The sequence below is a fragment of the Knoellia flava TL1 genome (assembly GCF_000768675.1).
GTDB lineage: Bacteria > Actinomycetota > Actinomycetes > Actinomycetales > Dermatophilaceae > Knoellia > Knoellia flava.
Genome location: NZ_AVPI01000045.1, coordinates 70403 through 96234 on the forward strand (window position 1 = coordinate 70403; position 25832 = coordinate 96234).

General features: G+C 71.3%; 22 protein-coding genes. 10 read left to right on the plus strand and 12 right to left on the minus strand.

Going from position 1 to position 25832, the window contains the following annotated elements; all coding sequences use genetic code 11:
- Positions 1-97: 97 nt before the first annotated feature.
- The 3 genes from N798_RS13120 to N798_RS13130 are packed head-to-tail and all read left to right on the plus strand — an operon-like array spanning position 98 to position 4517.
- Positions 98-787 carry a TetR/AcrR family transcriptional regulator gene (locus N798_RS13120; protein WP_156971740.1) on the plus strand — a complete coding sequence of 230 codons (690 nt, stop codon included), beginning with the start codon at positions 98-100 and terminating at the stop codon, positions 785-787.
- On the plus strand, positions 787-2523 hold the full coding sequence (locus N798_RS13125; protein ID WP_035949082.1) for an ABC transporter ATP-binding protein: 1737 nt from the start codon (positions 787-789) through the stop codon (positions 2521-2523). Before N798_RS13120 ends, N798_RS13125 begins: the two co-directional genes overlap by 1 nt.
- Complete coding sequence (locus N798_RS13130; RefSeq protein WP_035949083.1) at positions 2520-4517, plus strand: ABC transporter ATP-binding protein; 1998 nt, start codon at positions 2520-2522, stop codon at positions 4515-4517. Before N798_RS13125 ends, N798_RS13130 begins: the two co-directional genes overlap by 4 nt.
- A 165-nt stretch (positions 4518-4682) precedes the next feature.
- On the opposite strand, the gene N798_RS13135 is transcribed toward N798_RS13130, so the two are convergent.
- Complete coding sequence (locus N798_RS13135) at positions 4683-5258, minus strand: NADPH-dependent F420 reductase (protein WP_035949084.1); 576 nt, start codon at positions 5256-5258, stop codon at positions 4683-4685.
- 112 nt (positions 5259-5370) lie between these two features.
- Here N798_RS13135 and N798_RS13140 point away from each other — a divergent pair, with 112 nt between their 5' ends.
- From N798_RS13140 to N798_RS13160, 5 genes are all read left to right on the plus strand, one after another.
- The gene (locus tag N798_RS13140) at positions 5371-5871 is read left to right on the plus strand and encodes a MarR family winged helix-turn-helix transcriptional regulator (RefSeq protein WP_035949086.1); all 501 of its coding nucleotides are present in this window, start codon (positions 5371-5373) and stop codon (positions 5869-5871) included.
- Positions 5872-6001: 130 nt separating this feature from the next.
- Positions 6002-6511: a VOC family protein gene (locus tag N798_RS13145; RefSeq protein WP_035949087.1), complete on the plus strand. Its 510-nt coding sequence runs from the start codon at positions 6002-6004 to the stop codon at positions 6509-6511.
- On the plus strand, positions 6508-7164 hold the full coding sequence (locus N798_RS13150) for an alpha/beta hydrolase (protein WP_229708372.1): 657 nt from the start codon (positions 6508-6510) through the stop codon (positions 7162-7164). Before N798_RS13145 ends, N798_RS13150 begins: the two co-directional genes overlap by 4 nt.
- 106 nt (positions 7165-7270) lie before the next feature.
- Positions 7271-9034: a sodium:solute symporter family protein gene (locus tag N798_RS13155; protein WP_035949089.1), complete on the plus strand. Its 1764-nt coding sequence runs from the start codon at positions 7271-7273 to the stop codon at positions 9032-9034.
- 13 nt (positions 9035-9047) lie between these two features.
- On the plus strand, positions 9048-9347 hold the full coding sequence (locus N798_RS13160; protein ID WP_052117337.1) for a hypothetical protein: 300 nt from the start codon (positions 9048-9050) through the stop codon (positions 9345-9347).
- Between the two features lie 72 nt (positions 9348-9419).
- Here the strand turns inward: N798_RS13160 and N798_RS13165 are convergent, their stop codons facing one another.
- From N798_RS13165 to N798_RS13190, 6 genes are all read right to left on the minus strand, one after another.
- Positions 9420-10208: a dioxygenase family protein gene (locus tag N798_RS13165; protein WP_035949091.1), complete on the minus strand. Its 789-nt coding sequence runs from the start codon at positions 10206-10208 to the stop codon at positions 9420-9422.
- A gap of 65 nt (positions 10209-10273) precedes the next feature.
- On the minus strand, positions 10274-11260 hold the full coding sequence (locus N798_RS13170; protein ID WP_035949093.1) for an NHL repeat-containing protein: 987 nt from the start codon (positions 11258-11260) through the stop codon (positions 10274-10276).
- A 101-nt stretch (positions 11261-11361) separates the two neighbouring features.
- A complete protein-coding gene (locus N798_RS13175) occupies positions 11362-11811 on the minus strand; it encodes a hypothetical protein (RefSeq protein WP_035949095.1) in 450 nt (149 codons plus the stop codon).
- A gap of 56 nt (positions 11812-11867) precedes the next feature.
- Positions 11868-13889 carry a diacylglycerol kinase family protein gene (locus tag N798_RS17505; protein ID WP_084100685.1) on the minus strand — a complete coding sequence of 674 codons (2022 nt, stop codon included), beginning with the start codon at positions 13887-13889 and terminating at the stop codon, positions 11868-11870.
- 10 nt (positions 13890-13899) lie between these two features.
- Complete coding sequence (locus N798_RS13185) at positions 13900-14568, minus strand: response regulator (protein ID WP_035949281.1); 669 nt, start codon at positions 14566-14568, stop codon at positions 13900-13902.
- Entirely contained in the window at positions 14565-15746 is a 1182-nt protein-coding gene (locus N798_RS13190; protein ID WP_035949097.1) for a sensor histidine kinase, read from the minus strand. Before N798_RS13190 ends, N798_RS13185 begins: the two co-directional genes overlap by 4 nt.
- 142 nt (positions 15747-15888) lie before the next feature.
- Between N798_RS13190 and N798_RS13195 the strand changes: the two genes are divergently transcribed.
- Both N798_RS13195 and N798_RS13200 read left to right on the plus strand, forming a co-directional pair.
- Positions 15889-16785, plus strand: a complete 897-nt coding sequence (locus N798_RS13195) for an ABC transporter ATP-binding protein (protein ID WP_035949098.1) — start codon at positions 15889-15891, stop codon at positions 16783-16785.
- Complete coding sequence (locus N798_RS13200; protein ID WP_035949100.1) at positions 16782-17600, plus strand: ABC transporter permease; 819 nt, start codon at positions 16782-16784, stop codon at positions 17598-17600. Before N798_RS13195 ends, N798_RS13200 begins: the two co-directional genes overlap by 4 nt.
- A 154-nt stretch (positions 17601-17754) precedes the next feature.
- Here N798_RS13200 and N798_RS13205 read toward each other — a convergent pair whose 3' ends face one another.
- The 5 genes from N798_RS13205 to N798_RS17520 form a co-directional block, all read right to left on the minus strand.
- A complete protein-coding gene (locus N798_RS13205) occupies positions 17755-19332 on the minus strand; it encodes an AMP-binding protein (RefSeq protein ID WP_198030753.1) in 1578 nt (525 codons plus the stop codon).
- Positions 19333-19335: 3 nt separating this feature from the next.
- Positions 19336-19788 carry an SCP2 sterol-binding domain-containing protein gene (locus N798_RS13210; RefSeq protein ID WP_035949102.1) on the minus strand — a complete coding sequence of 151 codons (453 nt, stop codon included), beginning with the start codon at positions 19786-19788 and terminating at the stop codon, positions 19336-19338.
- A 90-nt stretch (positions 19789-19878) separates the two neighbouring features.
- Positions 19879-21813, minus strand: coding sequence for an FG-GAP-like repeat-containing protein (locus N798_RS17510; protein ID WP_052117339.1), 1935 nt, complete (start codon positions 21811-21813; stop codon positions 19879-19881).
- A gap of 106 nt (positions 21814-21919) precedes the next feature.
- A complete protein-coding gene (locus N798_RS17515) occupies positions 21920-23782 on the minus strand; it encodes an FG-GAP repeat domain-containing protein (protein ID WP_052117340.1) in 1863 nt (620 codons plus the stop codon).
- A 105-nt stretch (positions 23783-23887) separates the two neighbouring features.
- On the minus strand, positions 23888-25744 hold the full coding sequence (locus tag N798_RS17520) for an FG-GAP-like repeat-containing protein (RefSeq protein WP_156971741.1): 1857 nt from the start codon (positions 25742-25744) through the stop codon (positions 23888-23890).
- Positions 25745-25832 lie beyond the last annotated feature (88 nt).

Consider the following 25832-nt stretch of genomic DNA (forward strand, 5'->3'; position numbering starts at 1 on the left):
AGTGAGTGACGGCCTCCTCGAAGGCCACCCCGCCGCCTGACTGAGCACGGGAGAAAGCCAGTTGTGAGTGAGTGCTCACTCACTCATACTTGAGGACGTGACCCCGCGCGCCCCCGCCATGACCCCCGACGATCGTCGGGCCTCGATCATCGCCGCGACCCTCCCGCTGCTGCGTGACAGGGGTCGCGCCGTGAGCACCAAGGAGATCGCAAAGGCGGCGGGGATCGCCGAGGGGACGATCTTCCGTGTCTTCGAGAGCAAGGACGCGCTGCTCGAGGCCACCGTCCACGGCGCCTTCGACAACACGGCGCTCCTGCTCGAGCTCGCCGGAGTCGACCGCGGCCTCCCCCTGCCCGAGCGGCTCGCCGCCGCGGTGACCCTCCTGCAGGAGCACCTGCGCGGCGTCTTCGCCCTCATGACGGCGCTGGCGTCCTCGGGGCAGCCGATGCAGCCACCGAAGCACGACAAGGAGGCCCACCGCCGCCGCGAGGAGGCGACGGCCGAGCTCGACCGAGCCTTCGTCGACCTCATCGGCGAGGACGCCGACCAGCTCCGGGTGAGCCCGACGACCTTCATCGGCTACCTGCGGATGCTCACCCTCTCGAGCGTCCACCCCATGCTCGGCGGCGAGCCCACGACCGCCGACGACCTCGTCGACGTCCTCCTCGAGGGCGCCCGGCAACGACCCACCACCCGACCCGCCTCCCAGCGCGCCTCGCGACCCACCTCGCCACCCGCCTCGCGAGCCACGTCACCCCGCACCACCTCCACCCGGAAGAAGGCCTAGTGCTGCTCCGACTCCTGCGCGACCACCTGCGGCCCTTCCGCGGGCCGCTCGTCGTTCTCGTCCTGCTCCAGCTCGTGGGGACGATCGCCTCGCTCTACCTCCCCAGCCTCAACGGCCGGATCATCGACGACGGCGTCGCCAAGGGCGACACCGGCTTCATCCTCGAGGCCGGCGGCTGGATGCTCGCCGTCTCCCTCGTCCAGATCGCCGCGACGGTCGCGGCGACCTACCTCGGGGCCAGGACCGCAGCCGGCGTCGGGCGCGACCTGCGCGCCGGGATCTTCGCGAGGGTCGGCGACTTCTCCGCGCAGGAGGTGTCGCGCTTCGGTGCGCCGACCCTCATCTCGCGCAACACCAACGACGTCACCCAGGTCCAGACCGTCGTCTTCATGGGCGCGGCGATGATGGTGTCGGCGCCGATCATGATGGTCGGCGGCATCGTCATGGCGCTGCGCGAGGACGTCGGCCTCTCGTGGCTCGTCGCGGTCGCCGTCCCGCTGCTCGCCCTCTGCGTCTCGCTCGTCATCCGGCGGATGATCCCCAACTTCCGCCTCATGCAGGAGTCGGTCGACTGGGTCAACCGCGTGCTGCGCGAGCAGATCACCGGAATCCGCGTCGTGCGCGCCTTCGTCCGGGAGGACCACGAGCGCGCGCGTTTCGCCGAGGCCAACACGCAGTACACCGACACCGCGCTCGCCGTCGGCCGGCTGCAGGCCCTCGTCTTCCCCATCGTCATGTTCATCTTCAACGTCTCGACCGTCGCCGTCCTCTGGTTCGGCGCCCATCGCGTCGACGGCGGCCAGATGCAGATCGGCGCCCTCACGGCGTTCATGTCCTACCTCATGCAGATCCTCATGTCGGTGATGATGGCGACCTTCATGTCGATGATGATCCCGCGCGCCACGGTCTCGGCCGGTCGGATCACCGAGGTCCTCGACACCGCCTCGACCGTCGTCCAGCCGATCGAGCCGGTCGCGCTCCCCGAGGGTGGCACCACGGTCGAGCTGCGCGACGTGGAGTTCGCCTACCCCGGCGCCGATGTGCCTGTCCTGCAGCGGGTCTCGCTCGTCGCCGAGCCCGGTCGCACGACGGCGATCATCGGCAGCACCGGCTCGGGCAAGTCCACCCTGCTCTCCCTCATCCCCCGTCTCTACGACGTCACCGACGGGGCCGTCCTCCTCGGGGGCGTCGACGTCCGTGACGCGACGCTCGAGGACGTCTGGTCGCGCATCGGCCTCGTCCCGCAGAAGCCCTACCTCTTCACCGGCACCGTCGCCTCGAACCTGCGCTACGGCGACGCGGATGCGACCGACGACGAGCTCTGGGACGCCCTGCGCGTCGCCCAGGCCGAGGACTTCGTCCGCGCGATGCCCGACGGCCTGGAGAGTGCGATCGCGCAGGGTGGCACCAACGTCTCGGGTGGCCAGCGGCAGCGGCTGGCCATCGCGCGGGCCCTCGTCGCCAAGCCCGACGTCTTCCTCTTCGACGACAGCTTCTCCGCCCTCGACCTCTCGACCGACGCGAGGCTGCGCGAGGCCCTGAGACCGGTGACACGGCATACAACGGTCATCGTCGTCGCCCAGCGGGTCTCGACGATCCTCGACGCCGACTCGATCGTCGTGCTCGAGGACGGCGCGGTCGTCGGCTCGGGCACCCACGACGAGCTGCTCGGGACGTGCCCGACCTATGTCGAGATCGTCGAGAGCCAGCGCAGCGCAGAGGAGGCAGCGGCATGAGCACCGACCGCATCCTCACCGAGGAGGAGAAGGCCGCCGAGCAGCGGCGCGGACCCGGCGCCACCCAGCGGGGAGGCCCGCCGCACATGCGGATCGGGCAGCCGGGCGAGAAGTCGGCGAACTTCCGGGTCTCCGCACGTCGCCTGCTCGCGCTCCTGCGTCCCGAACGTCTCTCCCTGTATGCCGTCCTCGCCTTCGCGCTGGGCAGCGTCGGTCTCAACGCCATCGGCCCGAAGATCCTCGGGCGGGCGACCGACCTCATCTTCGCCGGCGTCGTCGGCAGGCAGCTCCCGTCCGAGGGGACGGTCCCGCAGATCGTCGCCGGCCTGAGGGCGCGCGGCCAGGACACCTTCGCCGACCTCGTCGAGAAGATGCCCTACCTCGTCCCGGGCGCCGGCATCGACTTCGGTGCCGTCGGTCGGGTGCTGCTGCTCGTGCTCGGGATCTACGTCGTCGCCAGCCTGCTCCAGTGGGCGATGGGCTGGATCCTCACCGGCGCGGTCAACCGGACAATCTTCAACCTGCGGCGCGACGTCGAGGACAAGCTCAACCGGCTGCCGCTGCCCTACTTCGACAACCAGCCACGTGGTGAGCTGCTCAGCCGGGTCACCAACGACATCGACAACGTCTCCACGTCGCTCCAGCAGACGCTGAGTCAGCTGCTGACGTCGCTGCTCACGGTCGTCGCGATGGTCGGCATGATGCTGTGGATCTCTCCACTGCTCGCCCTCATCGCGCTCGTGACGATCCCGGTGACGATGGTCGTCACGGCGGTCATCGGCAAGCGCTCGCAGAAGCACTTCGTGCAGCAGTGGAAGTCGACCGGCGAGGTCAACTCGATCGTCGAGGAGACGTTCACCGGGCACCAGCTCGTCAAGGTCTTCGGTCGTCAGCAGGAGGCCCGCGAGGCCTTCCGCTCCAAGAACGACGACCTCTTCGCGGCGGGCTTCGGTGCGCAGTTCGTCAGCGGCATCATCATGCCGACGATGATGTTCATCGGGAACCTCAACTACGTCGCCATCGCCGTCGTCGGCGGGCTGCGCGTGGCGAGCGGCTCGATGACGCTCGGTGACGTGCAGGCGTTCATCCAGTACTCGCGCCAGTTCACGCAGCCGCTCACCCAGGTCGCGTCCATGGCGAACCTCATGCAGTCCGGGGTCGCCTCCGCCGAGCGCGTCTTCGAGGTCCTCGACGCCCCCGAGCAGCAGGCCGAGGCCGGCACCCCGACGGTGCTCGACGACCCGCACGGCCGCGTCGAGTTCGAGGACGTCTCGTTCTCCTACAGCCCCGACCGGCCGCTCATCGAGCACCTCGACCTCACCGTCGAGCCCGGCCAGATGGTCGCGATCGTCGGGCCCACCGGCGCCGGCAAGACGACGCTCGTCAACCTCGTCATGCGGTTCTACGAGCTCGACTCCGGCCGCATCACGCTCGACGGCGTCGACATCACCGACCTGACCCGCCACAACCTGCGCGGCGAGATCGGCATGGTGCTCCAGGACACGTGGCTCTTCGGCGGGACGATCCGCGACAACATCGCCTACGGCCGCCCGGACGCCACCGACGAGGAGGTCGTCGCTGCAGCGCAGGCGACCTACGTCGACCGCTTCGTCCACTCGCTGCCCGACGGCTACGACACGGTCCTCGACGCCGAGGCCGGCAACATCAGCGCGGGCGAGAAGCAGCTCATCACCATCGCCCGCGCGTTCCTCTCGGACCCCGCGCTGCTCATCCTCGACGAGGCGACCTCGTCGGTGGACACGCGCACCGAGCAGCTCGTCCAGCGGGCGATGTCGGCGCTGCGCCGGGACCGGACGAGTTTCGTCATCGCGCACCGGCTCTCGACGATCCGCGACGCCGACCTCATCCTCGTCATGGAGGAGGGCCGGATCGTCGAGCAGGGCTCGCACGCCGACCTCCTCGCCGCGGGCGGGGCCTTCGCCAGCCTGTATGCCGCACAGTTCCGTTCCGCCGTCGCCGAACCCGTCGAGTAGCCGGTCCTTCACACCCGCTTGCGTCCGCACGTCTGGCGGTCATGGCCGCCAAAGGTGCGGACGCAAGCGGAGGTGAGCAGGCGGCATACGACAACGTCCGCAGATGTGGGGCTCACGGGCCCCACATCTGCGGACGCAACAGTCGCGGCTGAAGAGGTCAGCGCATCAGCGGACGACGCCGAAGCCGCCGTTCCACGAGACCTTCTCGCCGGCGGCGAGGGTGATCTGGAGGAAGCCGAGAGCCTCGAGCTCGCGGGCGCGCTTGAGGGCGCCGGCGTCGATGACCGTGAGTCCACCGGACTCGATGACGCTCGTGACGAGGGCCTTGGCGTCGGCGTCGTCCCCGGCGACGAGGACCGTCGTGGGAAGCGGGCCGACCTCCTTGGCGACGAGGGTGCCGCCGAAGGTCGTGTTGAAGGCCTTGACGACCTTGGCCTCGGGGAGAGCCTCGGCGATGACGGCCGCGGCGGACGAGTCGGCGGGGACGGTGAGCGAGTCGAAGGTCTCGAAGTCGACCGGGTTGGTGATGTCGACGACGACCTTGCCGGCGAGCTGGTCGCGGCGGGCCTCGATGATGCCGGCGACCTCGCCGTAGGGGACTGCGAGGACGACGACGTCACCGGTGACGGCCTGGTCGGTGTCGGCCTTGCCGAGGACCTGGACGTCGTTGTCGCCGTTGCCGGTGATGCCCGCGATGGCGGTGCCCATGGTGCCGCTGCCGAAGATGGTGATGCTGGTCATGTCGATCTGCCTTCCGGTGGAGGTGTCGGGACGCGGCCCGACCTGCTTTGGTTGTTGGTACAACTAACCGAGGGCGCGAGGAATTCCCGACCGCGCGGCTAGAGTTCGACGCATGACGGGAGAGGACGAGCCGCGCTGGCTGGACCGGGCCGAGATGACGGCGTGGCTGCGCCTCATCGCCGTCGCCGAGCGGCTGCCCGGCGTTCTCGACACCCAGCTCCGCCGGGAGAGCGGCCTGACCCACTTCGAGTACCAGGTGCTCGCGATGCTCTCCGACGCCCCCGACCGGACCCTGCGGATGACCTTCCTCAGCCTCCAGACGAACGCGACGCTCCCTCGCCTCTCCCACGTCGTCAAGCGGCTCGAGGACCGCGGGCTCGTGGCGCGCTCGGTCGCGCCCGAGGACAAGCGGGCCATCAACGCCATGCTCACCGACGAGGGGTTCGCGGCGCTCGCGGCGGCCGCGCCCGGGCACCTCGCCACCGTGCGGGAGCACGTCTTCGACCCGCTGTCGGACGCCCAGGTCCGGGCCCTGTCGGAGGCGCTCGGTGCCATCCTCACGCGGGTCGACCCCAGTGGTGACGCGCCCCAGGACCGTCGCGCCACGACCTGAGCCACGGGGGCGGTGCTCGACGGGCCTTGACGGCGCCTTAGGGGCGCTGGCAGCCGGTCGGGAACACCTCGTTCCTGCCCTGCGTTAGAATAGTTGTCATTACAACTAAGCCCATGAGCAGGAGCCCGAGATGAGCATCAACCCCGTCCGCCTCAACCACGCCGTCTTCTACGTCGCCGACCTCGACCGGTCCGTCGACTTCTACACCCGCGTCTTCGGCATGGAGGTCGCCGCGAGCGAGCCGCGCATGGGCGCCGCGTTCCTGCGCCTGCCGCGCTCGGGCAACCACCACGACCTCGGCCTCTTCGGTGTCGGCCCGAACGTCCCGCCGAAGACCCGCGGGCTCGGTCTCTACCACCTCGCCTGGCAGGTCGACGCCATCGAGGACCTCGAGGTGGCCCGCGACCTCCTGCGTGCGGTCGGTGGCTACACCGGCGAGTCCGACCACGGCGCGACGAAGAGCGTCTACGGCATGGACCCCGACGGCAACGAGTTCGAGATCATGTGGATGCTGCCCACCGAGAAGTGGGGCGAGTTCGACGACCTCGCACCCGTCCTGCCGCTCGACCTCCCGGGCGCGATCCGTGAGTGGAGCGGTGTGCGCACCGCGGGCCGCATCGTCACCGAGGCGTCCGCGTGAGCGGCAACGGTGGAGACGACGGGCGCACCGGCACGCACGTCGTGGCCCACGCAGGGTCGACCGACCCGGCCGCGCCCCTCGTCGTCCTCCTCCACGGCCGGGGCTCGGACGAGCGCCAGATCCTCACGCTCGCCGGGCACCTGCCGGAGGGGCCGGCATACGCGGCGGTCCGGGCTCCCATCGCCGAGGGCGGCGGCTACGCGTGGTTCGCGAACCGCGGCATCGGGCGCCCGGTGGCCGAGTCGCTCGCCGAGAACCTCGCGTGGTTCCGGGCCTGGCTCGACGAGGTCGCGCCCTCCGGTCGGCCCGTCGTCCTCGCCGGGTTCAGCGGTGGCGCGGCCTTCGCCGGCGGACTGCTCCTCGCGGAGCCGACCCGGTGTGCCGGGGTGGCCGTCCTGCACGGAACCCTGCCCTTCGACGCGGGGCTGTCCGTCGAACCGGGCCGGCTCGAGGGCGCGCACACGTTCGTCGCCCAGGGCGACGGCGACCACGTCATCCCCCGCGAGCTGCTCGACCGGACGTGGTCCTACCTCACCGGGGAGTCTGGCGCGACGACGCGCAGCCACCGCGACGCGGGTGGGCACGGGCTCGGTGCGCCGGCCGTCGGCGCCCTCGCCGACTGGGTCTCGGAGCGTCTCGACCTCTCGCGCTGACCAGCGAAGACAGCGGGCTGCTCGTCCCCGATTCGGGTGCGGCGCGGGAGTAGGTTGAACGGCGTTCGGGCTCACGGAGCCGACGTCGACCCGGAGGATGCCGCTGATGCCATCGACCCTCGCACCGGTAGCCCTGGCGGCTGCTGAACCGCTCATCGACGCGAACGTCGTCGACTACCTCATCGTCGCGCTGTACTTCGCGTTCGTCATGGGCATCGGGCTCGCCGCCCGACGCGCCGTCTCCGACTCGATCGACTTCTTCCTCTCCGGCCGGTCGCTGCCGGCGTGGGTGACGGGTCTGGCGTTCATCTCGGCCAACCTCGGCGCCGTCGAGATCATGGGCATGTCGGCCAACGGCGCGCAGTACGGCCTGCCGACGGTCCACTACTTCTGGGTGGGAGCCATCCCGGCGATGCTCTTCCTCGGCATCGTCATGATGCCCTTCTACTACGGCTCGAAGGTGCGGTCGGTCCCGGAGTTCATGTTCCGGCGCTTCGGCACCGGGGCCCACCTCGTCAACGCCATCAGCTTCGCCATCGCGCAGCTGCTCATCGCCGGCGTCAACCTCTTCCTCCTCGGGTCGATCGTGCAGGCCCTGCTCGGCTGGCCCCTGTGGGTGGCGCTCATCGTCGCGGCGGTGATCGTCCTGTCCTACATCACGCTCGGTGGCCTCTCGGCGGCGATCTACAACGAGGTCCTCCAGTTCTTCGTCATCGTGGCCTCGCTGCTGCCGCTCACGCTCATCGGCCTGCACCGCGTCGGTGGCTACGGAGGCCTCAAGGACAAGATCACCGCGTTCGCCGACGCCGCACCCGCCAAGGCCGAGGTGGCCCCCGCGGCCCAGCAGCTCGAGTCCTGGCCCGGCCAGGCACTCACCGGCTTCGACTCCGGGTTCCTGTCGGTCATCGGCATCGTCTTCGGCCTCGGGTTCGTGCTCTCCTTCGGCTACTGGACGACGAACTTCGTCGAGGTCCAGCGGGCCATGGCCTCGAACTCGATCTCGGCGGCTCGCAAGACACCGATCATCGGCGCCTTCCCCAAGATGTTCGTGCCGTTCATCGTCATCCTCCCGGGCATGGTCGCGGCCGTGCTGGTGAAGGAGATCATGGACCTCAAGAACGGCGGGGCGCCCACCGGTGGGGCGAGCGGTGACGTCAAGTACAACGACGCGCTGCTCCTCCTCATGCGCGACGTGCTCCCCAACGGCCTGCTCGGACTGGCCATCGCCGGTCTCCTCGCGGCGTTCATGGCAGGCATGGCGGCCAACATCTCGGCGTTCAACACGGTCTTCAGTTACGACCTGTGGGAGCGCTACATCCGCAAGGACCGCAGCGACGACTACTACCTGCGGATCGGGCGCCTCGCCACCGTGGCGGCGACGATCATCGCGATCTTCACCGCGTCGATCGCCGGCGGGTTCTCGAACATCATGGACTACCTCCAGACGCTGTTCGGCTTCTTCAACGCCCCGCTCTTCGCGACCTTCATCCTCGGCATGTTCTGGAAGCGGATGACCCCGACCGCCGGTTGGGCCGGTCTGGTCGCCGGAACGCTGTCCGCCGTCCTCGTCGCGTTCCTCTCGAAGGACGCGTTCGGGACGGCCAGCCTCGGGGTGATCCCGCTCGAGGGCCAGGGCGCGAGCTTCGTCGCCGCGTCCACCGCCTTCGTCGTCGACATCCTCGTGTCGGTCGCGGTCTCGCTCGTCACGGAGCCGAAGCCGGCGTCCGAGCTCAAGGGTCTCGTCTACTCCGAGACGCCCAAGGAGGACCTCGTCGACCCGGAGGAGGCGGGTCGACCCTGGTTCCAGCGCACGATCCCGTTGGCCGGCATCGCCGCCGTCCTCGTCCTCATCCTCAACGTCGCCTTCTAAGGAGGTTCTCGACATGGCTGACACCAAGAAGACCGCCGGAGCCTTCGACATCCGCAACTTCATCGGGATGCTGCTCGGGCTCTACGGCATCATCCTCACGCTCATGGGTCTCTTCGGTGACAAGGAGCTGGAGAAGACCGGTGGGGTCAACGCGAACCTCTGGACCGGCCTCGTGCTGCTCGTCGTCTCGGCCGGGTTCATGACCTGGGCCCGCCTGCGCCCGACCGTGGTCCCCGACCACGTCGAGCCGGTCACCGACGACGCGACCCGTCCGGCGCCGCGCAAGAAGCAGCGGCCCAAGCACGGTCACTGACCGACGAACGCGAGATGCCCCGTATGCCGGACGGCCGGCATACGGGGCATCTCGCGTCCGCAAGTGGCTGGGTCAGGCGAACTGCCAGGACCGCTTCGAGAGGCCGAACCAGAAGCCGTCGATGACGCTCTGCGCGTCGATGCCGCCGCCCGCGTGCGCCGCGCCGAGGCTGACGAAGAGCGGCGCCCAGTGCTCGGTGCGCGGGTGTGCCTCTTGGGCGGCCGGTGCCTTGTCCATGAAGTCGAGGATCGCGTCGACGTCGCCCGCGTCGACGGCCTCGGCGGCCCAGTGGTCGAACTCGGCGGAGGCGCTCGGGGGAGCGCTGTCGGCGCCGGCGCGGGGGTTGAACCAGCGCAGGTTGTGGGTCGTGAACCCGGACCCGATGATGAGCGTGCCCTCGTCGCGCAGCGGCGCGAGACGCGTGCCGATCTCGAAGAGCTCCTGCGGGTCGAGGGTGGGCATCGACAGCTGGATGACCGGCACGTCGGCCTCGGGGAACATCTCGACGAGCGGCACGTAGGCGCCATGGTCGAGGCCCCGCGACGGGTCCTGGTGGAGGCCGCCGCCGACGTCGCCGAGGTGGCGGGCCACCGACTGCGCGAGCTCGGGCGCAGGGGGTGCGTCGTAGGTGACCTCGTAGTACTTCTGCGGGAAGCCCCAGAAGTCGTAGAGCAGGGGAGTTCCGGCGGTCGTCGAGCTCACCGAGATCGGTGCCTGCTCCCAGTGTGCCGAGACGACGAGGATGCTCGACGGCTTCGGCAGGTCGGTCGACCACGTGGCGAGCTCGCCGGTCCATCTCTCGTCGTCGGCGAGCGGGGGCGCCCCGTGGCTGAGGTAGAGAACCGGCGTCGTCGTGTCCACGACGTCAGCCTAGGCCCGCAGCCGCAGGGGCGTCAGCCGCCGGCACGTGAACTGGCCGGGCGGGCTCAGCGCGCCGGGAGCCGGGTGACCCAGTAGGTGGCGGTCTCCGGCGACGGGACGCCGAAGCGGGCGTTGACTGCCCACAGCCAGCCGCCGGCGAGCGTGGCGGTCGACGGCACGTCGAGCGTCTCGTCGGTGCGGGCTCCCCGCCACCGGGCCGCCCACGCCGAGCCGACCGGGACGAGCTCCAGCACCGAGACCTCGGCCTGCCCCGACCCGCGCACGTTGTAGAGGGTGTGGCCGTCGAGCACGAGACCGTCGCCGCCGGTGATGCCGGGGCCTCCGCTGACCGGGATCTCGGAGGCCTCGCCGGTGGCCAGGTCGACCTGCCACAGCCCGCCGACCCGCGAGTTGTTGAGGACGAGGCTGCCGTCGGGCAGGACGCGAATACCGTTGGCGTTCACCGCTGCTCCGTCACCCTGCGGCCACGCGCCGCCCAGGGGCAGGAAGGTCGGCGCCGCTCCGGTCGGTGCCCCGCCGGCGGTGAGGGCGATCTTGGTCAGCCGGTCGGGGACGATCCGTGAGTCCGTCACCCAGACGGTGTCGCCGTCGACGACGAGGTCGTTGAGGAACTTCGCGCCGTCGACGACCGTGTCCTGGACGACCGCGCCGGTGGTCCCGTCGACGGCCCAGACGTGGCCCACGGCGCCGACGTTGCCGGCGGCCCAGACGAGGTTGGTGCGCGCGTCCCAGAAGAGGCCGCGGAGTGCGCGCCCGGTGGCTCCGGGCAGGAGGGTGCTCGACGTGGCGGTGAGCAGGTCGCCCGCGACGATGCGTCCGTCGGCGAGCGAGCCGACGTAGAAGCGGGTGCCCGGTCCGGAGGTGATGCCTTCGGGCCGCAGCCCGTTGGGGAGGGGGACCGTCTCTGGCGCCGGGGCGGCGCGCCGGGGCTCGGCGGTCGCGGGACTGGCGAGGACGGCGGTGGACGCGACAACCGAGGCTGCGGCGCCGGTCAGGAGCTGGCGACGGGACGGGCTCGCTGGGGTGACCATCGCCCCATTGTGCGCTCGCGTCGGGCCCGGGGGCGGGGTCGCTTCCTGAGAGGTTCCTGAGACCGGCTCGTCGCCCCGAGCGGCCGAAGAGCCGCAGCCCGTCAGGCGGTGAGGAGGCCGACCCCGAGGGAGATGAGGCTCGCCGCGAGCAGGGCCGCGCCCGCGAAGACGAGGGCGATGAGCCGGTTGGGCTCGGTGCGGCCGGCCCCCATCGACGAGAAGAAGAACCCGCCCGGCATGAGGAGTGCCGACACCGCGACGCCCGACCGCGACAGCCAGCTCAGCGCGCCGGTCTGGTTCGTCGAGTCGGCGAGGACCTGGCAGACGAGCGCGAGCAGAAGCAGGACTGCGGCGTGCGCGTGGCCGGCGCGGGCGAACTTCTCCTGGAACTCCGTGGCGGGTGCCGCCCCGCGGACGATCTTCACGAGGTAGAGCCCGCCGGTCTCGACCGTGACGAGCGCGAGGAGCAGGACGCCTGCGGTCGCGCGCGACGCGTCCGAGAGGACGGCGGTCGAGGTGGCGAGGGCCTGCGGGTCGGCGAGCAGTGACATGGGTTCTCCCTTGGATAGTGGCTCTCTCCAATATTGGAGAGTGTCACTATCCGATGTCAAGCGTCGCCAACCGCGCGACTCCCGTCGGGCGCCTTCCCGTATGCCGTGCGCGCCGCGGCGATGTCGCGCTCGACGACCGCTCGCGTCGCCTTCTCCTGCTCGGGGGACTCCCACTCGATGCGGTCGAGGTCGCGTTCGGCCGCCGTGACGACGGCCTCGAGCCCGGCCGCGGAGACGAGGTCGACGGCATACGCCTCGAGGGCGCCTCCGACGGGACTGTCGACGAGCACGATGCCCTCGGCGCGCAGCTCGTCGCGCGCTGCCTCCGGGGTGTCGACGACGTCGTGGATGAGGACGAGCCGGACCGCGTCGCGGTCGGCGGCGATCATCCGGCGGCCGACCTCGACGTCGCCCTGGCCGCTGTCGCCGACGAAGACGACCTCGGTCTCGGGCATGAGGGCGCGGAAGCGGCGGAAGTTCTCGATCTTGGCGCCGGCCATCGCGTCGTGGTTGCGCAGCCCGGTGAACGTGCCGGACAGGACCGAGTGCGGTGGCAGCCCGAGCTCGCGAAGCCCACGGCGGGTGTGCTGCTCGACGAGACCGGCGGGGTCCATCGGCCGGGCCGTGACGAAGGTGATGTCGCCGGGGGACTCGGGGTCGGCGGCGTGGCCGGCGTCGAGCGCGCGGTAGAGCTCGATGACGCCGGGGTAGACCGTGCCGCGCGGGTAGCGGTCGTCGTGCAGCGCGCACCGCAACGTGTCGTCGATGTCGCTGAGGACGTGGAGGTCGGGGACGTCGACGCGTTCTGCCTCGCTGGCGATGTGGCGCAGGATGTCGGCGCGCACGCCCTCGTCGTCGACGACGTCGAAGACGAGGTGCTCGAGGTCGCGGTGGTCCGGGCCGGAGCTGAGCAGGCTCTTGAAGCGAGTGAGGTCCGCACCGGACAGGCCGACGAAGACGTCGCGCACGAGGAGCTCGCGGGCGTGGTCCGACGACCACCGGCGGCCGTGGTGGAGGGCGTCGGCCAGGGCCTCGAGGTCGGGCTCGGGCGCGTCGAGAAGGCGTCTGACCTCGTCCTCGCCGTCACGGGCTCCGGCCCGCGTCCGCACGAGCACCGCTCCCGGGCGGACCCCGAGCTCGAGCCGCACCGCGTCGCCGACCGGGTCGCCGTCGACGTGGACCGCCGTCGGCTCCGCCAGGTCGACGGTGACGTGACGGGCGCGGTGGGTGCGCAGCCCGGTCCAGCCGCCGCGGCGCCGGGTGAGGATGCCCGCGCCGACCCCGAGCCAGCCGAGCACGGTCCGTGGCGCGACGACGAGCACGTCGAGCCGGCCGTCCTCCATCGAGGCCGAGGGCATGAGCGGGAGGCCCAGCGGCAGCACCCGGCAGTTGCCGACGAGGACGGTGCGCACCTGCTCCTCGCGCGTCGTGCCGGCCTCGGAACCGTCTCCCGCACCGGAACCGGTCCCGGAGACCGACCCCAGTCCGAGCCGCACCGTCACCTGCCGGCCGACGGCGCGCCGACCCAACGCCGCGAAGTAGGCGAGCCACCCCAGTCGCTGCTTGTGGTCGTCGGCGGTCGCGGCGAACGCCTCGGCGTCCATGCCCACACCTGCGACGACGGCGACGTCGTGGGTGCGGGCGGACCCGTCGGCGCGGGTCACGGTGACCCATGCGAGGTCGCAGTCGCGCACCGGGCCGTCGAGCGCGAGCTCGACCGCGCCCTCGAGCGAGTCGTCGGTGAGGCCGACGGTGCGCGACCAGAGGTTCGCGGTGCCGGTCGGCAGGACTCCGAGCGGGACGACGTCGGCGAGGGCGCCGGCGCGCGACAGGGCGCCCGCGACCTCGCGCACGGTGCCGTCCCCGCCGAGGGCGACGATGCGGTCGGCGCCCGCGGTGAGCAGCTCGGCGACCTGGTCCGCACCCGGCACCTCGACCGTGGTCTCGGCGACGAGCGGCTCGGGCCAGCCGCGACGGCGGGGGGCCCGGCGCAGGGCAGCCAGGGCCTGGGCGCTGCGCGGCTTGGCGGGGTGCACGACGACCCCGCAGAGGTGCTCCACTCTCGGAGTCGTCGTCATCGAAGGACCCTCACTCGGCGGCGTCGTGGACGAGGATCGCGACCTGCACCCGGTTCTCGACACCGAGCTTGGTGAAGAGGCGCCCGACGTGGGTCTTGACGGTCGGGACGCTCATGAAGAGCTCCGACGAGATCTCGGCGTTGCTCAGCCCGCGGCCCACGGCGTCGGCGACCTCGCGCTCGCGGTCGGTGAGGGCCTCGAGCCGGAACCGGGCATCGCGGGCCCGGTCGTCGCCGCCGGTGTCCGGCCGGGCGACCGCGGCGATGAGCTGGGCCGTGACGCTCGGCGAGAGCATCGGCTGCCCGGCGGCGACCGTGCGCACCGCGTCGACGAGCCGCGCCGGCGGGGTGTCCTTGAGCATGAAGCCGGCGGCACCGAGGCGCAGCGCCGTGAGCACCATGTCGTCGGCGTCGAAGGTCGTGAGCACGATGACCTTGAGCGAGGGGTCGCAGTCGAGGAGGACCTGGGTGGCGCTGAGACCGTCGCGGACCGGCATACGGATGTCCATGAGGACCACCTCGGCACCGGACGACGGCACGAGGGTGAGCGCCTCCTCGCCGTTCGTCGCCTCGGCGACCACGGTGATGCCGGAGTTGCCCCCGAGCATCATCCGGAGGGCGGCGCGGACCATCGGGTCGTCGTCGACGATGGCGAGGGGGATCGGCACGGGGTCGGTCACGGGCCCCACGGTAGCCACGCCTCGACGACGAAGCCGCCGGTGGAGTCCGTGCCGTGCCGCAGGCGGCCGCCGGCGAGCGACACGCGCTCGTCGAGCCCGAGCAGCCCGAGCCCGGACTCGGGCAGTCGCTGCCCGCGCGCGCCGACGAGCGCGGCGTTGCGGACAGTCACGGTGAGGCCGTCGTCGGGGGAGCCGGTCACGCCGACGCCCACCGAGGTGCCGGGTGCGTGCTTGCGTGCGTTGGTGAGGGCCTCCTGGACGACGCGGTATGCCGTCCGCCCCAGCGCGTCGGGCACCTCGCCCTCGACGGCCTCGTCGAGACTCACCCGCATGCCCCCGGCCCGCTCCTCGTCGACGAGCTTGCCGACGTCGGCGAGCACCGGTTGGGGACGCTCGGGGGACGCGCCCTCGGGCTGGGTCGGGTCACGCAGCACCCCGAGCACCTCTCGCAGGTCGCGCAGGGCGCGGTGGGCGTTCTCCTCGATGGTGCGGGCCGCGGTCGCCTGCTCCTCCGGCGACAGGTCGGTGCGGTAGCTCAGGGCGCCGGCATGCATGGCGACGAGCGAGATGCGGTGGGCGAGCACGTCGTGCATCTCTCGGGCGATCCGGGTCCGCTCGCCCGCCTGGGCCTGGGCGACGCGGGCCTGCTGCTCCCGCTCGGCGGTGAGGGCTCGCTCGCGCAGCGACTCCATGAGGTCGCGCTGCGAGCCCATCGCATAGCCGATCGCGACGACGATCCCGACGATGAGGACGCCGAAGAGGAACGACGCCCACAGCGGCAGGTCGTCGCCACCGGGGTAGAACCGCTCCTGAACGATCCCGGCGACGACGTTGAACGGCACGAGGAAGCCGACGAGCCGCCAGCGGTGGTGTGACGAGGCGGACCCGATCATCCACGTCGCCGGCCCGGCGCTGCTCGCCGAGACGAACGAGAACGCGCCGGTGAGCAGGGCGACCGGGCCCGGCCAGCGGTGCCGCTCGCGGACGAGGAGGAAGGACAGCAGCCCGAGGACGAGGTCGCCCACGAAGAGCCAGCCGATGATCGGCTCGTCCTCGATGCCGGCGTCCATCATCTGGATGGCGACGGTCGCCCAGGCGACGACGCTGATGAGCCCCGCCAGCGCATAGCGCCACACGGAGCCGAGTCGGCCGTGCGGGTGGGGGGAGGTGTCGGGCATGGGCCGAGCCTAGGCAGTGGAGGCGACCCGCCGCGTCCGACCCGGGACTGTGGGAGGGAGGCGAACGGCATACCAAAGTCGGATGCCGTCCGGGACCGGCGGCCGATGTGGGCGGGCGCCGCTCGCGGGCAGGGTTGACGTCATGATCACAGTCGAGAACCTCACGAAGCGCTACGGCGGGTTCACCGCGGTGGACGACATCTCCTTCGACGTCCGCCCGGGGAGCGTCGTCGGCTTCCTCGGGCCGAACGGCGCGGGCAAGTCCACGGCGATGCGCATGATGACCGGCCTCACGCCGGCGACGAGCGGTCGCTCGAGCGTCCTCGGCAAGCCCTACCGCGACCTGCACAACCCCGGCCGCCAGGTCGGCGTCATGCTCGACGCCTCGGCCCAGCACCCCGGACGCACCGGCCGCGAGGTGCTCCGGCTCGCCGCCATCCAGATCGGAGTGACGAAGTCGCGCGTCGACGAGGCCCTGGCGCTCGTCGGTCTCACCGACGAGGAGGCCGGTCGCCGGGTGCGCAACTACTCGCTCGGCATGCGCCAGCGCCTCGGCCTCGCGTCTGCCCTGCTCGGCCAGCCCGAGGTCCTCATCCTCGACGAGCCGGCCAACGGTCTCGACCCGCAGGGCATCCACTGGATGCGCGGCCTGCTGCGCGGCTTCGCCGACGGCGGCGGGACGGTGCTGCTCTCGAGCCACCTGCTCCACGAGGTCCAGGTCATCGCCGACGACCTCGTCATGATCGGCCGTGGCCGGATCGTCGCCCAGGGCACGAAGGACGAGCTGCTCAGCCGTGGCGGCACGACGGTGCGCTCGACCGACGACAGGGCCCTGTACGCCGCCCTCGAGCGCGCCGAGGTGCCCGTCACCCGCGTCGCCTCGGGACTCGTCGTCGACGCCGAGCCCGGCATCGTCGGCCAGATGGCGCTCGACGAGCGCATCGTCCTCCTCGAGCTCCGGTCCGGTGGGTCCGAAGGTCTCGAGGAGATGTTCCTCAGCCTCACCGCAGCCACCTCACGCGAAGGGACCGCAGCATGACCACCACCGACACCCGTGCTCCCGAGGTCGACCCGAGCCTCGTGCAGCCGACCGCGACGCCGGACACCGGGGGCCGGCCCGGCGTGCCCATGCCTCGGCTCGTCCACGTCGAGCTCCGCAAGATGGTCGACACCCGGGCGGGGCGCTGGATGCTCGTCACGATGTCGACGATCTCGGTCGTCGTGCTCGCGGTGTTCCTCATCTGGGGTCCCGCCGACGAGGCGACCTACGGCACCCTGCTGGGTCTCACGTCCTTTCCGCTCGTCGTCCTCCTGCCGATCCTCGGCATCATGGCCGCGACCGCGGAGTGGAGCCAGCGCACCGGCCTCGTGACGTTCACCCTCGAGCCGCGACGCGGGCGGGTCGTGCTCGCCAAGGTCGTCGCTGCGCTGCTCCTCGGTCTCGTCGTCACGGCGACGGCGTTCGCCGCGGCGGCGGTCGCCAACGTCCTCGGGGCGTCGGTCGGCGACGCCAACGGCGCGTGGGACGTCACCTGGCAGGTCACCCTCGGGGTGATCCTCGGCTTCGCGATCTTCGTCCTGCAGGGCCTCGCCTTCGGGTTCGTCTTCCTCAACACGCCCTTCGCCATCGTGGCCTCGCTGCTCCTGCCGACGATCTGGAGCATCGCCGTGAGCCTCGTGTCGTCGCTCTCCGGGCCGAGCAAGTGGCTCGACCTCAACCAGGTGACCGAGCCGCTCTTCAGCGGGTCGATGACCGGCGAGAACTGGGGGCAGCTGACGACGTCGTTCGGTGTCTGGGTCCTGCTCCCGCTCCTCGTCGGCGCGTGGCGGGTTCTGCACCGCGAGGTGAAGTAGCCCGCTCCGGCGCGCGACAGACGACGGCGGACGCCTCCGGTGGAGGGTGCTCGGCGGGGTTCAGGGGCCCGTCGAGCATCTCCTCCCGGAGGCGTCCGCCGTCTGCGTCCGGCAACGTGGTGGGTATGCCGTCCGCCTGCCGGACGCTGCCGGCTCAGCCGATGAGCTTGCGCAGATCGCGGGCGAGGATCTTGCCGGTCGCGTTCCGGGGGAGCTCGTCGACGAAGTGCACCTCGCGCGGGACGCAGTGCCGGGCGCGGTGCGCCTTGACGTGCTCCTTGACCTCGTCCTCGGTGAGCTCGCGACCGTCCTCGAGCGCGATGAACGCGGCGAGCCGCTGCCCGAACTCGGGGTCGGGGACCCCGACGACGGACACCTCGCGCACGGCCGGGTGCTCGACGAGCAGCGACTCGACCTCGATCGGATAGACGTTCTCGCCGCCGCTGACGATCATGTCGTCGTCGCGACCGTCGACGTAGTAGAGGCCGTCCTTCTCGTGGCCCATGTCGCCCGTCGAGACCAGCCCGTCGACGATGTCCTTGCTGGCGCCGGAGGTGTAGCCCTCGAAGACGAGGTCGTTGCCGCAGAAGATGCGACCGGTCTCGCCGGGCGCCACGTCACGACCGTCGAGGTCGAGGATGCGCACGACCGTCCCCAGCGGCGGGGTGCCGGCCGTGTCGGGGTCTCGACGCAGGTCCTCGGGGGTGGCGATGCAGACCCACGACGCCTCGGTCGAGCCGTAGAGGTTGTAGAGGACGTCACCCCACTCGTCCATGAACCGCGTCGTGAACCCGTGCGGGTATGCCGAACCCGAGGTGGCGACGACCCGCAGGTCCGGACGGCGTCGGCGGCCGTCGGGGTCGGCGGGCAGCTCCATCATCCGTTGGAGCATGACGGGGATGGCGAACATCGCGTGGCAGGAGTGCTGCTCGAGCGCGTCCTTGGCCCGCTGCGGGTCGAAGCGGCGCTGCAGGACGATCGTCGCCCGGAGCGCGAACGAGAGCTGCATCGCGGCGTAGCCCCACGTGTGGAAGATCGGCGCGCTCACGAGGATGCGGTCCTGCGCGTGCAGCGGGATCCGCTCGATGATCGAGATGAGCGGGCCGAAGCCGCTCGGGGTCCGGCGGGCCGCGCCCTTGGGGGTGCCCGTCGTGCCCGAGGTGAGGATGATCGTGCGGCCGCCGCGGGCGGGAGGCGTGAGCGCGGCTGCCGATGGGACGCGGTCGAGCTCGGCCTCCCAGAGGGACCCGCGAAGGACGGGCAGCGAGTCGGGCAGCTCGCCGACGACGCCGTCGAACTCGTCGTCGTGGAGCAGTGCGACGACCTCCTGCTGCTCGGCGACGAGCGCGAGCTGGCCGGCGGACAGGCCGGTGTTCATGAGGACGAGGTCGATGCCGACGGCGACTGCGCCGGTCATGACCTCGATGGCGCCGACGTGGTTGCGGGCTAGGAGTCCGATGCGCTGCCCGGGGCCGAAGCCTTTGTTGCGCAGGAGCGCCGATGCCTTCTCGGAGCGGGCGAGCAGCTCGGCGTAGGTGACCTCGCCGCGGTCCTCGTCGACGACGGCGACCTGCTGCGGGCTGCGGTGGGCGGCCTGGCGGAGCTCGCCGGCGAGGCCGAAGCCCCACTGGTGCAGGGCGCGCAGCTGGGAGACCTGTCGGTGCGGCGGGCCGGGCGTGAGCATCCCGCGCCTGGCCATCACCGCCCCCACGGTGAGCAGGCTGATCGCCACGGCTCAGCCCTTCGGCGTGTCGAACCAGTTCTGGAAGGCCATCGCCGCGCTGAGGTCACCGCGGGCCTTGACCTTGCCCATCATCACCATCATCGTCGGGTTGCCCGTGCCGGTGATGAGCTTCGCGAACTCGGCCGGCCCGAGCATGATCGAGGTCTTGGGCTCGGCGGTCGGGGACTTCTCGACGGTGCACGTGCCGTCCTTGACGACGACGGCGTAGGTGTCGTCGGAGCCACCCGGACCGCCGGTGATCCGCCAGTTGACCCTGGCGTCGGCGCCCTGGGCCTTCTCGGGGTTGAAGAGGACGGGGAAGCGGTCGAAGATGGCGTCGAGGATGGACTGGCGGTGTTCGCCACCCATGATCTCGTTGATCTCCTTGTCGGAGAGCTTCTTGACGGTGGCCGCGAACTCCGCGGGGTCCATCGAGGCGAAGGTCGTCGGGTCGAGAGCGGTCATGGGAGGGGCCTCCTCGTCGAGGGTCAGGAACTCAGGTTCGACCCTACTGCGGAGTAGGTAGGAGGCAAGACCGAGGCGCCGTGCCCCGAGTCACACCGCACCCGCTCGGAGGAAGACCTGCCAGCCGGACCCGATCAGGCGCTTGGTGAGGAATCCACCTCGACCGTTGCCGGGATACATGAAGAGCCGGCCGTCCGCGGTGATCGCCCCGATGTCGACATGGCCGTCGCCGGAGAAGTCGCGCATCGGGAGGACGGATCCGAACGTGTGCCAGCCGGAGCCGATGAGGACACGTGAGCCGAACCCGCCGCGGCCGTTGCCGGGGTAGAGCCAGAGCTTGCCCAGTCCGTCGACCGCGAGGACGTCGGAACGCCGGTCACCGTTGAAGTCTCCGGGTGAGAAGACCGAGTGGAAGGCTGCCCACCCGCCACCGAGACGGGCACCGCGTCCGATCGCGCCCGTCGCGGTGGAGGGGTAGACGTGGAAGTCGCCGGCGGGGGTGATGCCGATGAGGTCGGCGACACCGTCTCCGGTGAGGTCGGAGGAGGCGTCGATCGTGCGGAAGATGTGGAAGCCCCTGCCCACGACACGTGAGCCGGTGGCCGTCGGTTCGACCAAGTCGGAGCCCTGGAGGTGAAGCGCTCCGAGGGGTGCCCCTGGCCCTCGGCCGGTCGAGGACCCGGGGAGGGGGGTTCTCGTCGCGGGGATCGAGCTCGTGAGGGTCCGGCCGAAGCCGCCGGTGCCAGAGCCCTGGTAGATGCGCCAGGTTGCGGTGGCGTTCGGGTCCGTCACGGCGGGCGCCGCCCAGAGGTCGGCGCGTCCGTCCCTGCTGCGGTCGCCCGTCCCGAAGACCCGCATCACCCTCGTGGGCAGCGGGGCCGCGGGCACGGACACCGAGACGGTGTCGAGGTCGACGCCCTGCTGGGTGACCTGCGTGATGGTGATCGTGTGAGCGACGCCGCTGGGCAGCCCGCTGATCGTCACCGTGCGCTGGTAGCGACCGTCCATGTCGATGGCGCCGGTGATCACCCTGCCTCCGGGCTGGACCGTGAGCCGGTAGGAGTTGAACGCGGGCTGTGACCACGTGACCGTGACGGAGCCGGACACGGCCGTCGCGCGCGCATTCTGGATCGTCGGGGCGACGATGGGCGTCACCTGTGACGCAAGGTCCACCGTGTGCGTCGAAGTGGAGACGGGAAGCCCGAGGCCGGGCTTGTTGACGACCTGGCCATCGGCGTGGAAGGTCGACGTGTTGCCGTTGTGGTCGACGAGCTCGACCCGGGTCACCCTGGCCTCGCCGAGGGTCTGCGGCCGGAAGAGGATGCTGCCGCTCTGCCGCCCGTAGAGGGCGTTCTCCCAGCCGAACGTCGTCTCGGCCCCTCCGTTGACCCGGCCGTGGACGGTGACGGAGTAGAGGCCGGGGTCGATGACGTCGAACGACATGTAGGCGTCGGGCCCGGCGTGATCAGCCACTGCCTGACTGGGCATCCAGAGTGAGGTGAGCACTGGCGGAGTGACGTCGCGGCCCGCGGCCACCACGAGTGTCAGGCGAAGGTCGACCGTGTGCTGTCCACGGGCGCCGGAGGAGTAGCGCACCGTGCCGTCGGAGAGGTACTCGGCGCCGTTGCCGGCGAGATCCTCGACGTAGACCGAGGACGCGACATACGTACCGTCCAGCGGTGCCTGGTTGATGTGCCACCCTGACGTCGCCCACGTCAGCGATGTCGTGTCCAGGTCGTCGCCGTACCACCGGGCGTTCAGCGGGGTGGCCCGAAGGCTGGGATCCGTGTGGACGTGACGGATCACGACGTACTTGATGGGACTCTCGTCCGCGACGTCGAGGGTGAAGGTCATCGCCTGACGTTCACCGGCGGGTCCGTAGGTGCCTGCGGGAAGGCTCGCCCTCGTGAGCACCGGCGCGGTCGTGTCCGCGATCGTGCTGGCGTCAGCCGGTGCGACGAAGAGGCCGGCCCCGACGCAGGCGGCGGCGAGACTCGAGAGGACGTGGCGCAGGGTCATGCGCATCGGTGGTGACCTGTCGGACGGGCGGGCGACACGTCAGCCCGGGACGACCGCCCCCCTTGGCACGGCAGGCACAGGATAGGCGCCTGCCGTGACACCTGTGAGCTGATCAGAGGAACATCCCCCAGCCGGTGCCGATCTGTGCCTTGGCGAGGAAGCCGCTCCGGCCGTTGCCGGGGTACATCAAGAGCCGTCCGTCCGTGGTGATCGCACCGATGTCGACCTTGCCGTCGCCGGAGAAGTCGCGCATCGGGAACACCGAACCGAATCCGGCCCAGCCGGTGCCGATCTGGACTCGCCGGCCGAAGCCGCCGAACCCGTTGCCCGGGTAGAGCCACATCGTGCCCGCTCCGTCGACGGCGACGAGGTCCGCACGCCGGTCGCCCGAGAAGTCGCCGGGGGAGAAGACGGCGTGGAACGAGCCCCACCCTCCACCAAGGCGCACGCCGCGCCCGATCGCACCCGTCGAGGACGCGGTGTAGAGGTAGAAGTCGCCGGCGGGAGTGATGCCGATGAGGTCGGCGACGCCGTCCGAGGTCAGGTCGGAGGACGCGTCGATCGTCCGGAAGACGTCGAAGCCGCGCCCCACCAAGGTGCTGCCACCGTTCACCTCGGCCTGGCGCAGCTCGCTCCCCTGGAGGTGGAGCGAGCCCGTCGGCGCCCCTGGCCCGCGCCCGGTCGTCGAACCCGGGAAGCCGGGGTACACGGCATACGGGGCTGTCGGCCGCAGGGTGCGGCCGAAGCGGCCGCCGCCGGCACCGGTGTAGAGCAGCCAGCGAGCGTCGGAGGTGGCCTCGACGTACCCGGTGGCCCAGAGGTCGGCCCGGCCGTCGCCCGAGCGGTCGCCCGTGCCGAACACCTTCGTCGACATGCGGGGCCTCACCGTCACGGTGGCGGCGCGCCCGTCGCCACCGGTCGACGTCGGGGTCACCGTGATCGTGTGGTCGACGCCGTTCTGCAGACCCGTGATCCGCAGGGTGCGCGTCTGGTCCGTCGTCCCCGTGGGGCCGCCGGTGATGACCCGGTTGCCCGGCTCGACCGTGACGCGGTGCCCGGCGAGGGACAGCTGGGCCCAAGTGATGGTCGCCGCGCCGCTGGAGGTGGACGCCGACAGGTGCTCGACCGGTGGGGGAACCACGGAGATCCGGCCGATGGAGAAGGCGTGGGTGGCGGGCCCACCGGCGGGAGTCCTCGTCACCGAGCCGTCGGCAAAGTAGGTCGAGCTGTTGCCGTTGGCGTCGGTCACCACGACTCGGGTCAGCTCGATGACGCCGAAACCGCGTGGGTCGAACATGAGCACGCCCTGCGCCGGCGCCGCGAGCAGCTCGCCAAGGTGGGTCTCGTCGCCACCCTCCCGTCGTCCGTGGAGGTCGAGTCGCAGGGAGGTCTGGTCGCTGGCGGCGTAGGGGATGTGCACGAGCCCGTACTCCGCGGACGCCGGTGGGGTGAAGGCCGTGAGGGCCGGGGGTGCGATGTCGCGCGGTGAGCCGGTGATCGTCAGCGGAGCGCGCAGGTCCACGGTGTGGGTGGTCTGCGTCGGGGGGCTCGTCACGAGGCGGCCGCCGACGACGTAGCGCGCCGTCGCGCCCGAGGTGTCGCCGATCCACACCGTCGTCGCCTCGTAGGAACCGTCGTGCGGGGCCGTGGTCGGCGTGCTCGGGATCGTCCAGCTCAGGGCGCCGGTCCGCCAGCCTGCTGGTGGCACGATCTGCGCGTGGAAGAACCCGGGCGCGCTGCTCGGCGTGGCGTAGACGACGTCGAGCCATGCGATCGCGCTCTCGTCGACGATGTCGAACGTCCACGTCACGGTCTGCCCCGGCACGTAGGGACCCGGCGCCACCGAGACCGAACGCAGGACCGGAGGGGTGGTGTCCGTCGGGCCCGCGGATGCCGGGGTCGCCACGAGCACGGCGCCGGCGGCGAGGACCGTGGCCCCCAGGATGGACAGGAGTCGACGCAACGGTGCGCGCATGGTGGTGCTGCCTTCTGCTCCGGCGAGCGGTCCCCACTCGCGACGTCCGGCCCCCACGGCGCGGCTCGGCAAGGCTAGGGCACCCTGCGCGGTGCTGTCACCGGGTCAGAGGAAGACGCCCCATCCGGACCCGATCTGCCGCTTGGTGAGGAAGCCGCTGCGGCCGTTGCCGGGATAGAGGAAGAGTCGACCGTCGAGGGTGATCGCGCCGATGTCGGCCCGGCCGTCGCCGGTGAAGTCGCGCAGCGGCAGGACGGCGCCGAGGCCGGCCCAGCCGGTGCCGATCTGGACGCGTCGGCCGAAGCCACCGAGTCCGTTGCCCGGGTAGAGCCACATCGTGCCCGCTGTGTCGACGGCGACGAGGTCCGCACGCCGGTCGCCCGAGAAGTCGCCGACCTGGAAGAGCGCGGTGAAGGCGTTCCAGCCACTGCCGAGCGTGGTCGTGGAGACGATGCGACTCTGGTCGCGGGTCTGGTAGATCTTCAGGACACCCTCGGGGGTCACTCCGACGATGTCCGGCCATCCGTCACCGGTGAGGTCCTGGCCGCCGTCGACGAAGCGCATCGACGACCAGCCGGCCGTGCCGATCTCGCTGCCGCTGCCGTCGATTCGCAAGGCAGTCAGGGCCGGGCCGAAGCACAGCACCTCGGAGTCGCCGACGATGTAGATGTCGCCGGGGGCGACCCTCGGGCACGTCATCTCGTCCGCCCGGTAGGCGCGGAAGGGCCTCCCGAAGACGCCCTTGCCGTTCGTCGGGTAGACGTGGCTGTCACCGAGGTCCGCTGCAGTCATCGGCCGGCGCGCGACGATGTCGACCTGACCGTCGCCCCCCGCGTCGGCGATGGCGAACACGTTCGTGGACTGCATCGGTCGCGCGACGCTCACCCCCGGCTTGCTGTCGCCCACGGCGCTGCGCGCCGTGACGGACACCGTGTATGCCGTCCCGTTGGTCAGCCCTCCGACGTCCACCTGCGTGGCTCCCACCTTGACGGGGACCTCCCGCACGACGTTGCCCGGGTTCACGACGATGCGCCACCCGGTGATCGCCCTCGCCTCCGACTCGTCGGCCGTGAGGACGACGCGCACCGATGCGGGGTGCGCGGTCGCGGCGACGAGGGGCTTCTGCGGAGTGACCGTCACGTCGAACCGAGGCAGGTCCCACGTGTGGGTCGTCTGGCTCGCTCCCCAGAGCTCGCGCCCGTCGCGCCGATAGCTCCGCATGTTGCCGGCAGCGTCGGACACCTGGATCCCGCTCAGACGGTGTGTGCCGGCCGGTCCGAGCCGGAAGGTCAGCACGCCGGTGCCGCCCTGCGCGGTGACCTCGCCCCATCTGGAGCCCGGCTCGTAGGGCTGGTCCCACCACGCGACCACCCGCACCGGTCCGGTGTCGTCCACGGAGACGCTCAGGGTGCCCGGCTGGTCCTCCTCCGCCGGGCGCACCGGCATCGAGATGGCCGTGATCCGTGGCGGGATGACGTCGGCGCCGCCGGTGACCCCGAAGGTCACGGCCGTGAGGTCGAGGTCGTGGGTGAACGGACCGCTCGCCACCGTCGGGTCGAGCACCAGCTGGCGCTCCGTCGCCACGTACTGGGCGCTCTTGCCGGTCTGGTCACCCAGACTCACGAAGTCGACCCGGTAGGTTCCCCCGGCGACGGCGGACGGGACGGGGACGGTCAGTCGGCCCTCAACGGGCCACACGCGCGTCACGTTGATGACGTGGCTGCTCAGCGCGGTGTGGACGAACCTGATCGAGACCGAGCTCAGGGCGCCGTCGTCCGTCGCGTCCACGACGGCCGTGATGGACCCGCCCGCAGCCACGGTCGGGGCGCTCATCGTCACGCCGTGCAGCTGCGGGTATGCCGTGTCGGCGGGCTCCCCGGCGGCGGGCGCCACGGCGAGAACGGTCGTGGCGAGGACGGCGGCTCCCACGGTGGACAGGAGTCGACGCAACGGTGCGCGCATGGTGGTGATGCCTTCTGCTTCGGCGAGCGATCCCCACTCGCGGGCGTCCGGCCCCCACGGCGCGGCAGGGTCACAGTAGCGGCAGGCC

Coding starts and splice junctions, on each gene's coding strand:
- N798_RS17520 (WP_156971741.1), bottom strand. CDS start 25,744: ATGCGCGCACCGTTGCGTCGACTCCTGTCCACCGTGGGAGCCGCCGTC.
- N798_RS13155 (WP_035949089.1), top strand. CDS start 7,271: ATGCCATCGACCCTCGCACCGGTAGCCCTGGCGGCTGCTGAACCGCTC.
- N798_RS13195 (WP_035949098.1), top strand. CDS start 15,889: ATGATCACAGTCGAGAACCTCACGAAGCGCTACGGCGGGTTCACCGCG.
- N798_RS13140 (WP_035949086.1), top strand. CDS start 5,371: ATGACGGGAGAGGACGAGCCGCGCTGGCTGGACCGGGCCGAGATGACG.
- N798_RS13175 (WP_035949095.1), bottom strand. CDS start 11,811: ATGTCACTGCTCGCCGACCCGCAGGCCCTCGCCACCTCGACCGCCGTC.
- N798_RS13145 (WP_035949087.1), top strand. CDS start 6,002: ATGAGCATCAACCCCGTCCGCCTCAACCACGCCGTCTTCTACGTCGCC.
- N798_RS17510 (WP_052117339.1), bottom strand. CDS start 21,813: ATGCGCATGACCCTGCGCCACGTCCTCTCGAGTCTCGCCGCCGCCTGC.
- N798_RS17505 (WP_084100685.1), bottom strand. CDS start 13,889: ATGACGACGACTCCGAGAGTGGAGCACCTCTGCGGGGTCGTCGTGCAC.
- N798_RS13135 (WP_035949084.1), bottom strand. CDS start 5,258: ATGACCAGCATCACCATCTTCGGCAGCGGCACCATGGGCACCGCCATC.
- N798_RS13170 (WP_035949093.1), bottom strand. CDS start 11,260: ATGGTCACCCCAGCGAGCCCGTCCCGTCGCCAGCTCCTGACCGGCGCC.
- N798_RS13210 (WP_035949102.1), bottom strand. CDS start 19,788: ATGACCGCTCTCGACCCGACGACCTTCGCCTCGATGGACCCCGCGGAG.
- N798_RS13190 (WP_035949097.1), bottom strand. CDS start 15,746: ATGCCCGACACCTCCCCCCACCCGCACGGCCGACTCGGCTCCGTGTGG.
- N798_RS13130 (WP_035949083.1), top strand. CDS start 2,520: ATGAGCACCGACCGCATCCTCACCGAGGAGGAGAAGGCCGCCGAGCAG.
- N798_RS13160 (WP_052117337.1), top strand. CDS start 9,048: ATGGCTGACACCAAGAAGACCGCCGGAGCCTTCGACATCCGCAACTTC.
- N798_RS13200 (WP_035949100.1), top strand. CDS start 16,782: ATGACCACCACCGACACCCGTGCTCCCGAGGTCGACCCGAGCCTCGTG.
- N798_RS17515 (WP_052117340.1), bottom strand. CDS start 23,782: ATGCGCGCACCGTTGCGTCGACTCCTGTCCATCCTGGGGGCCACGGTC.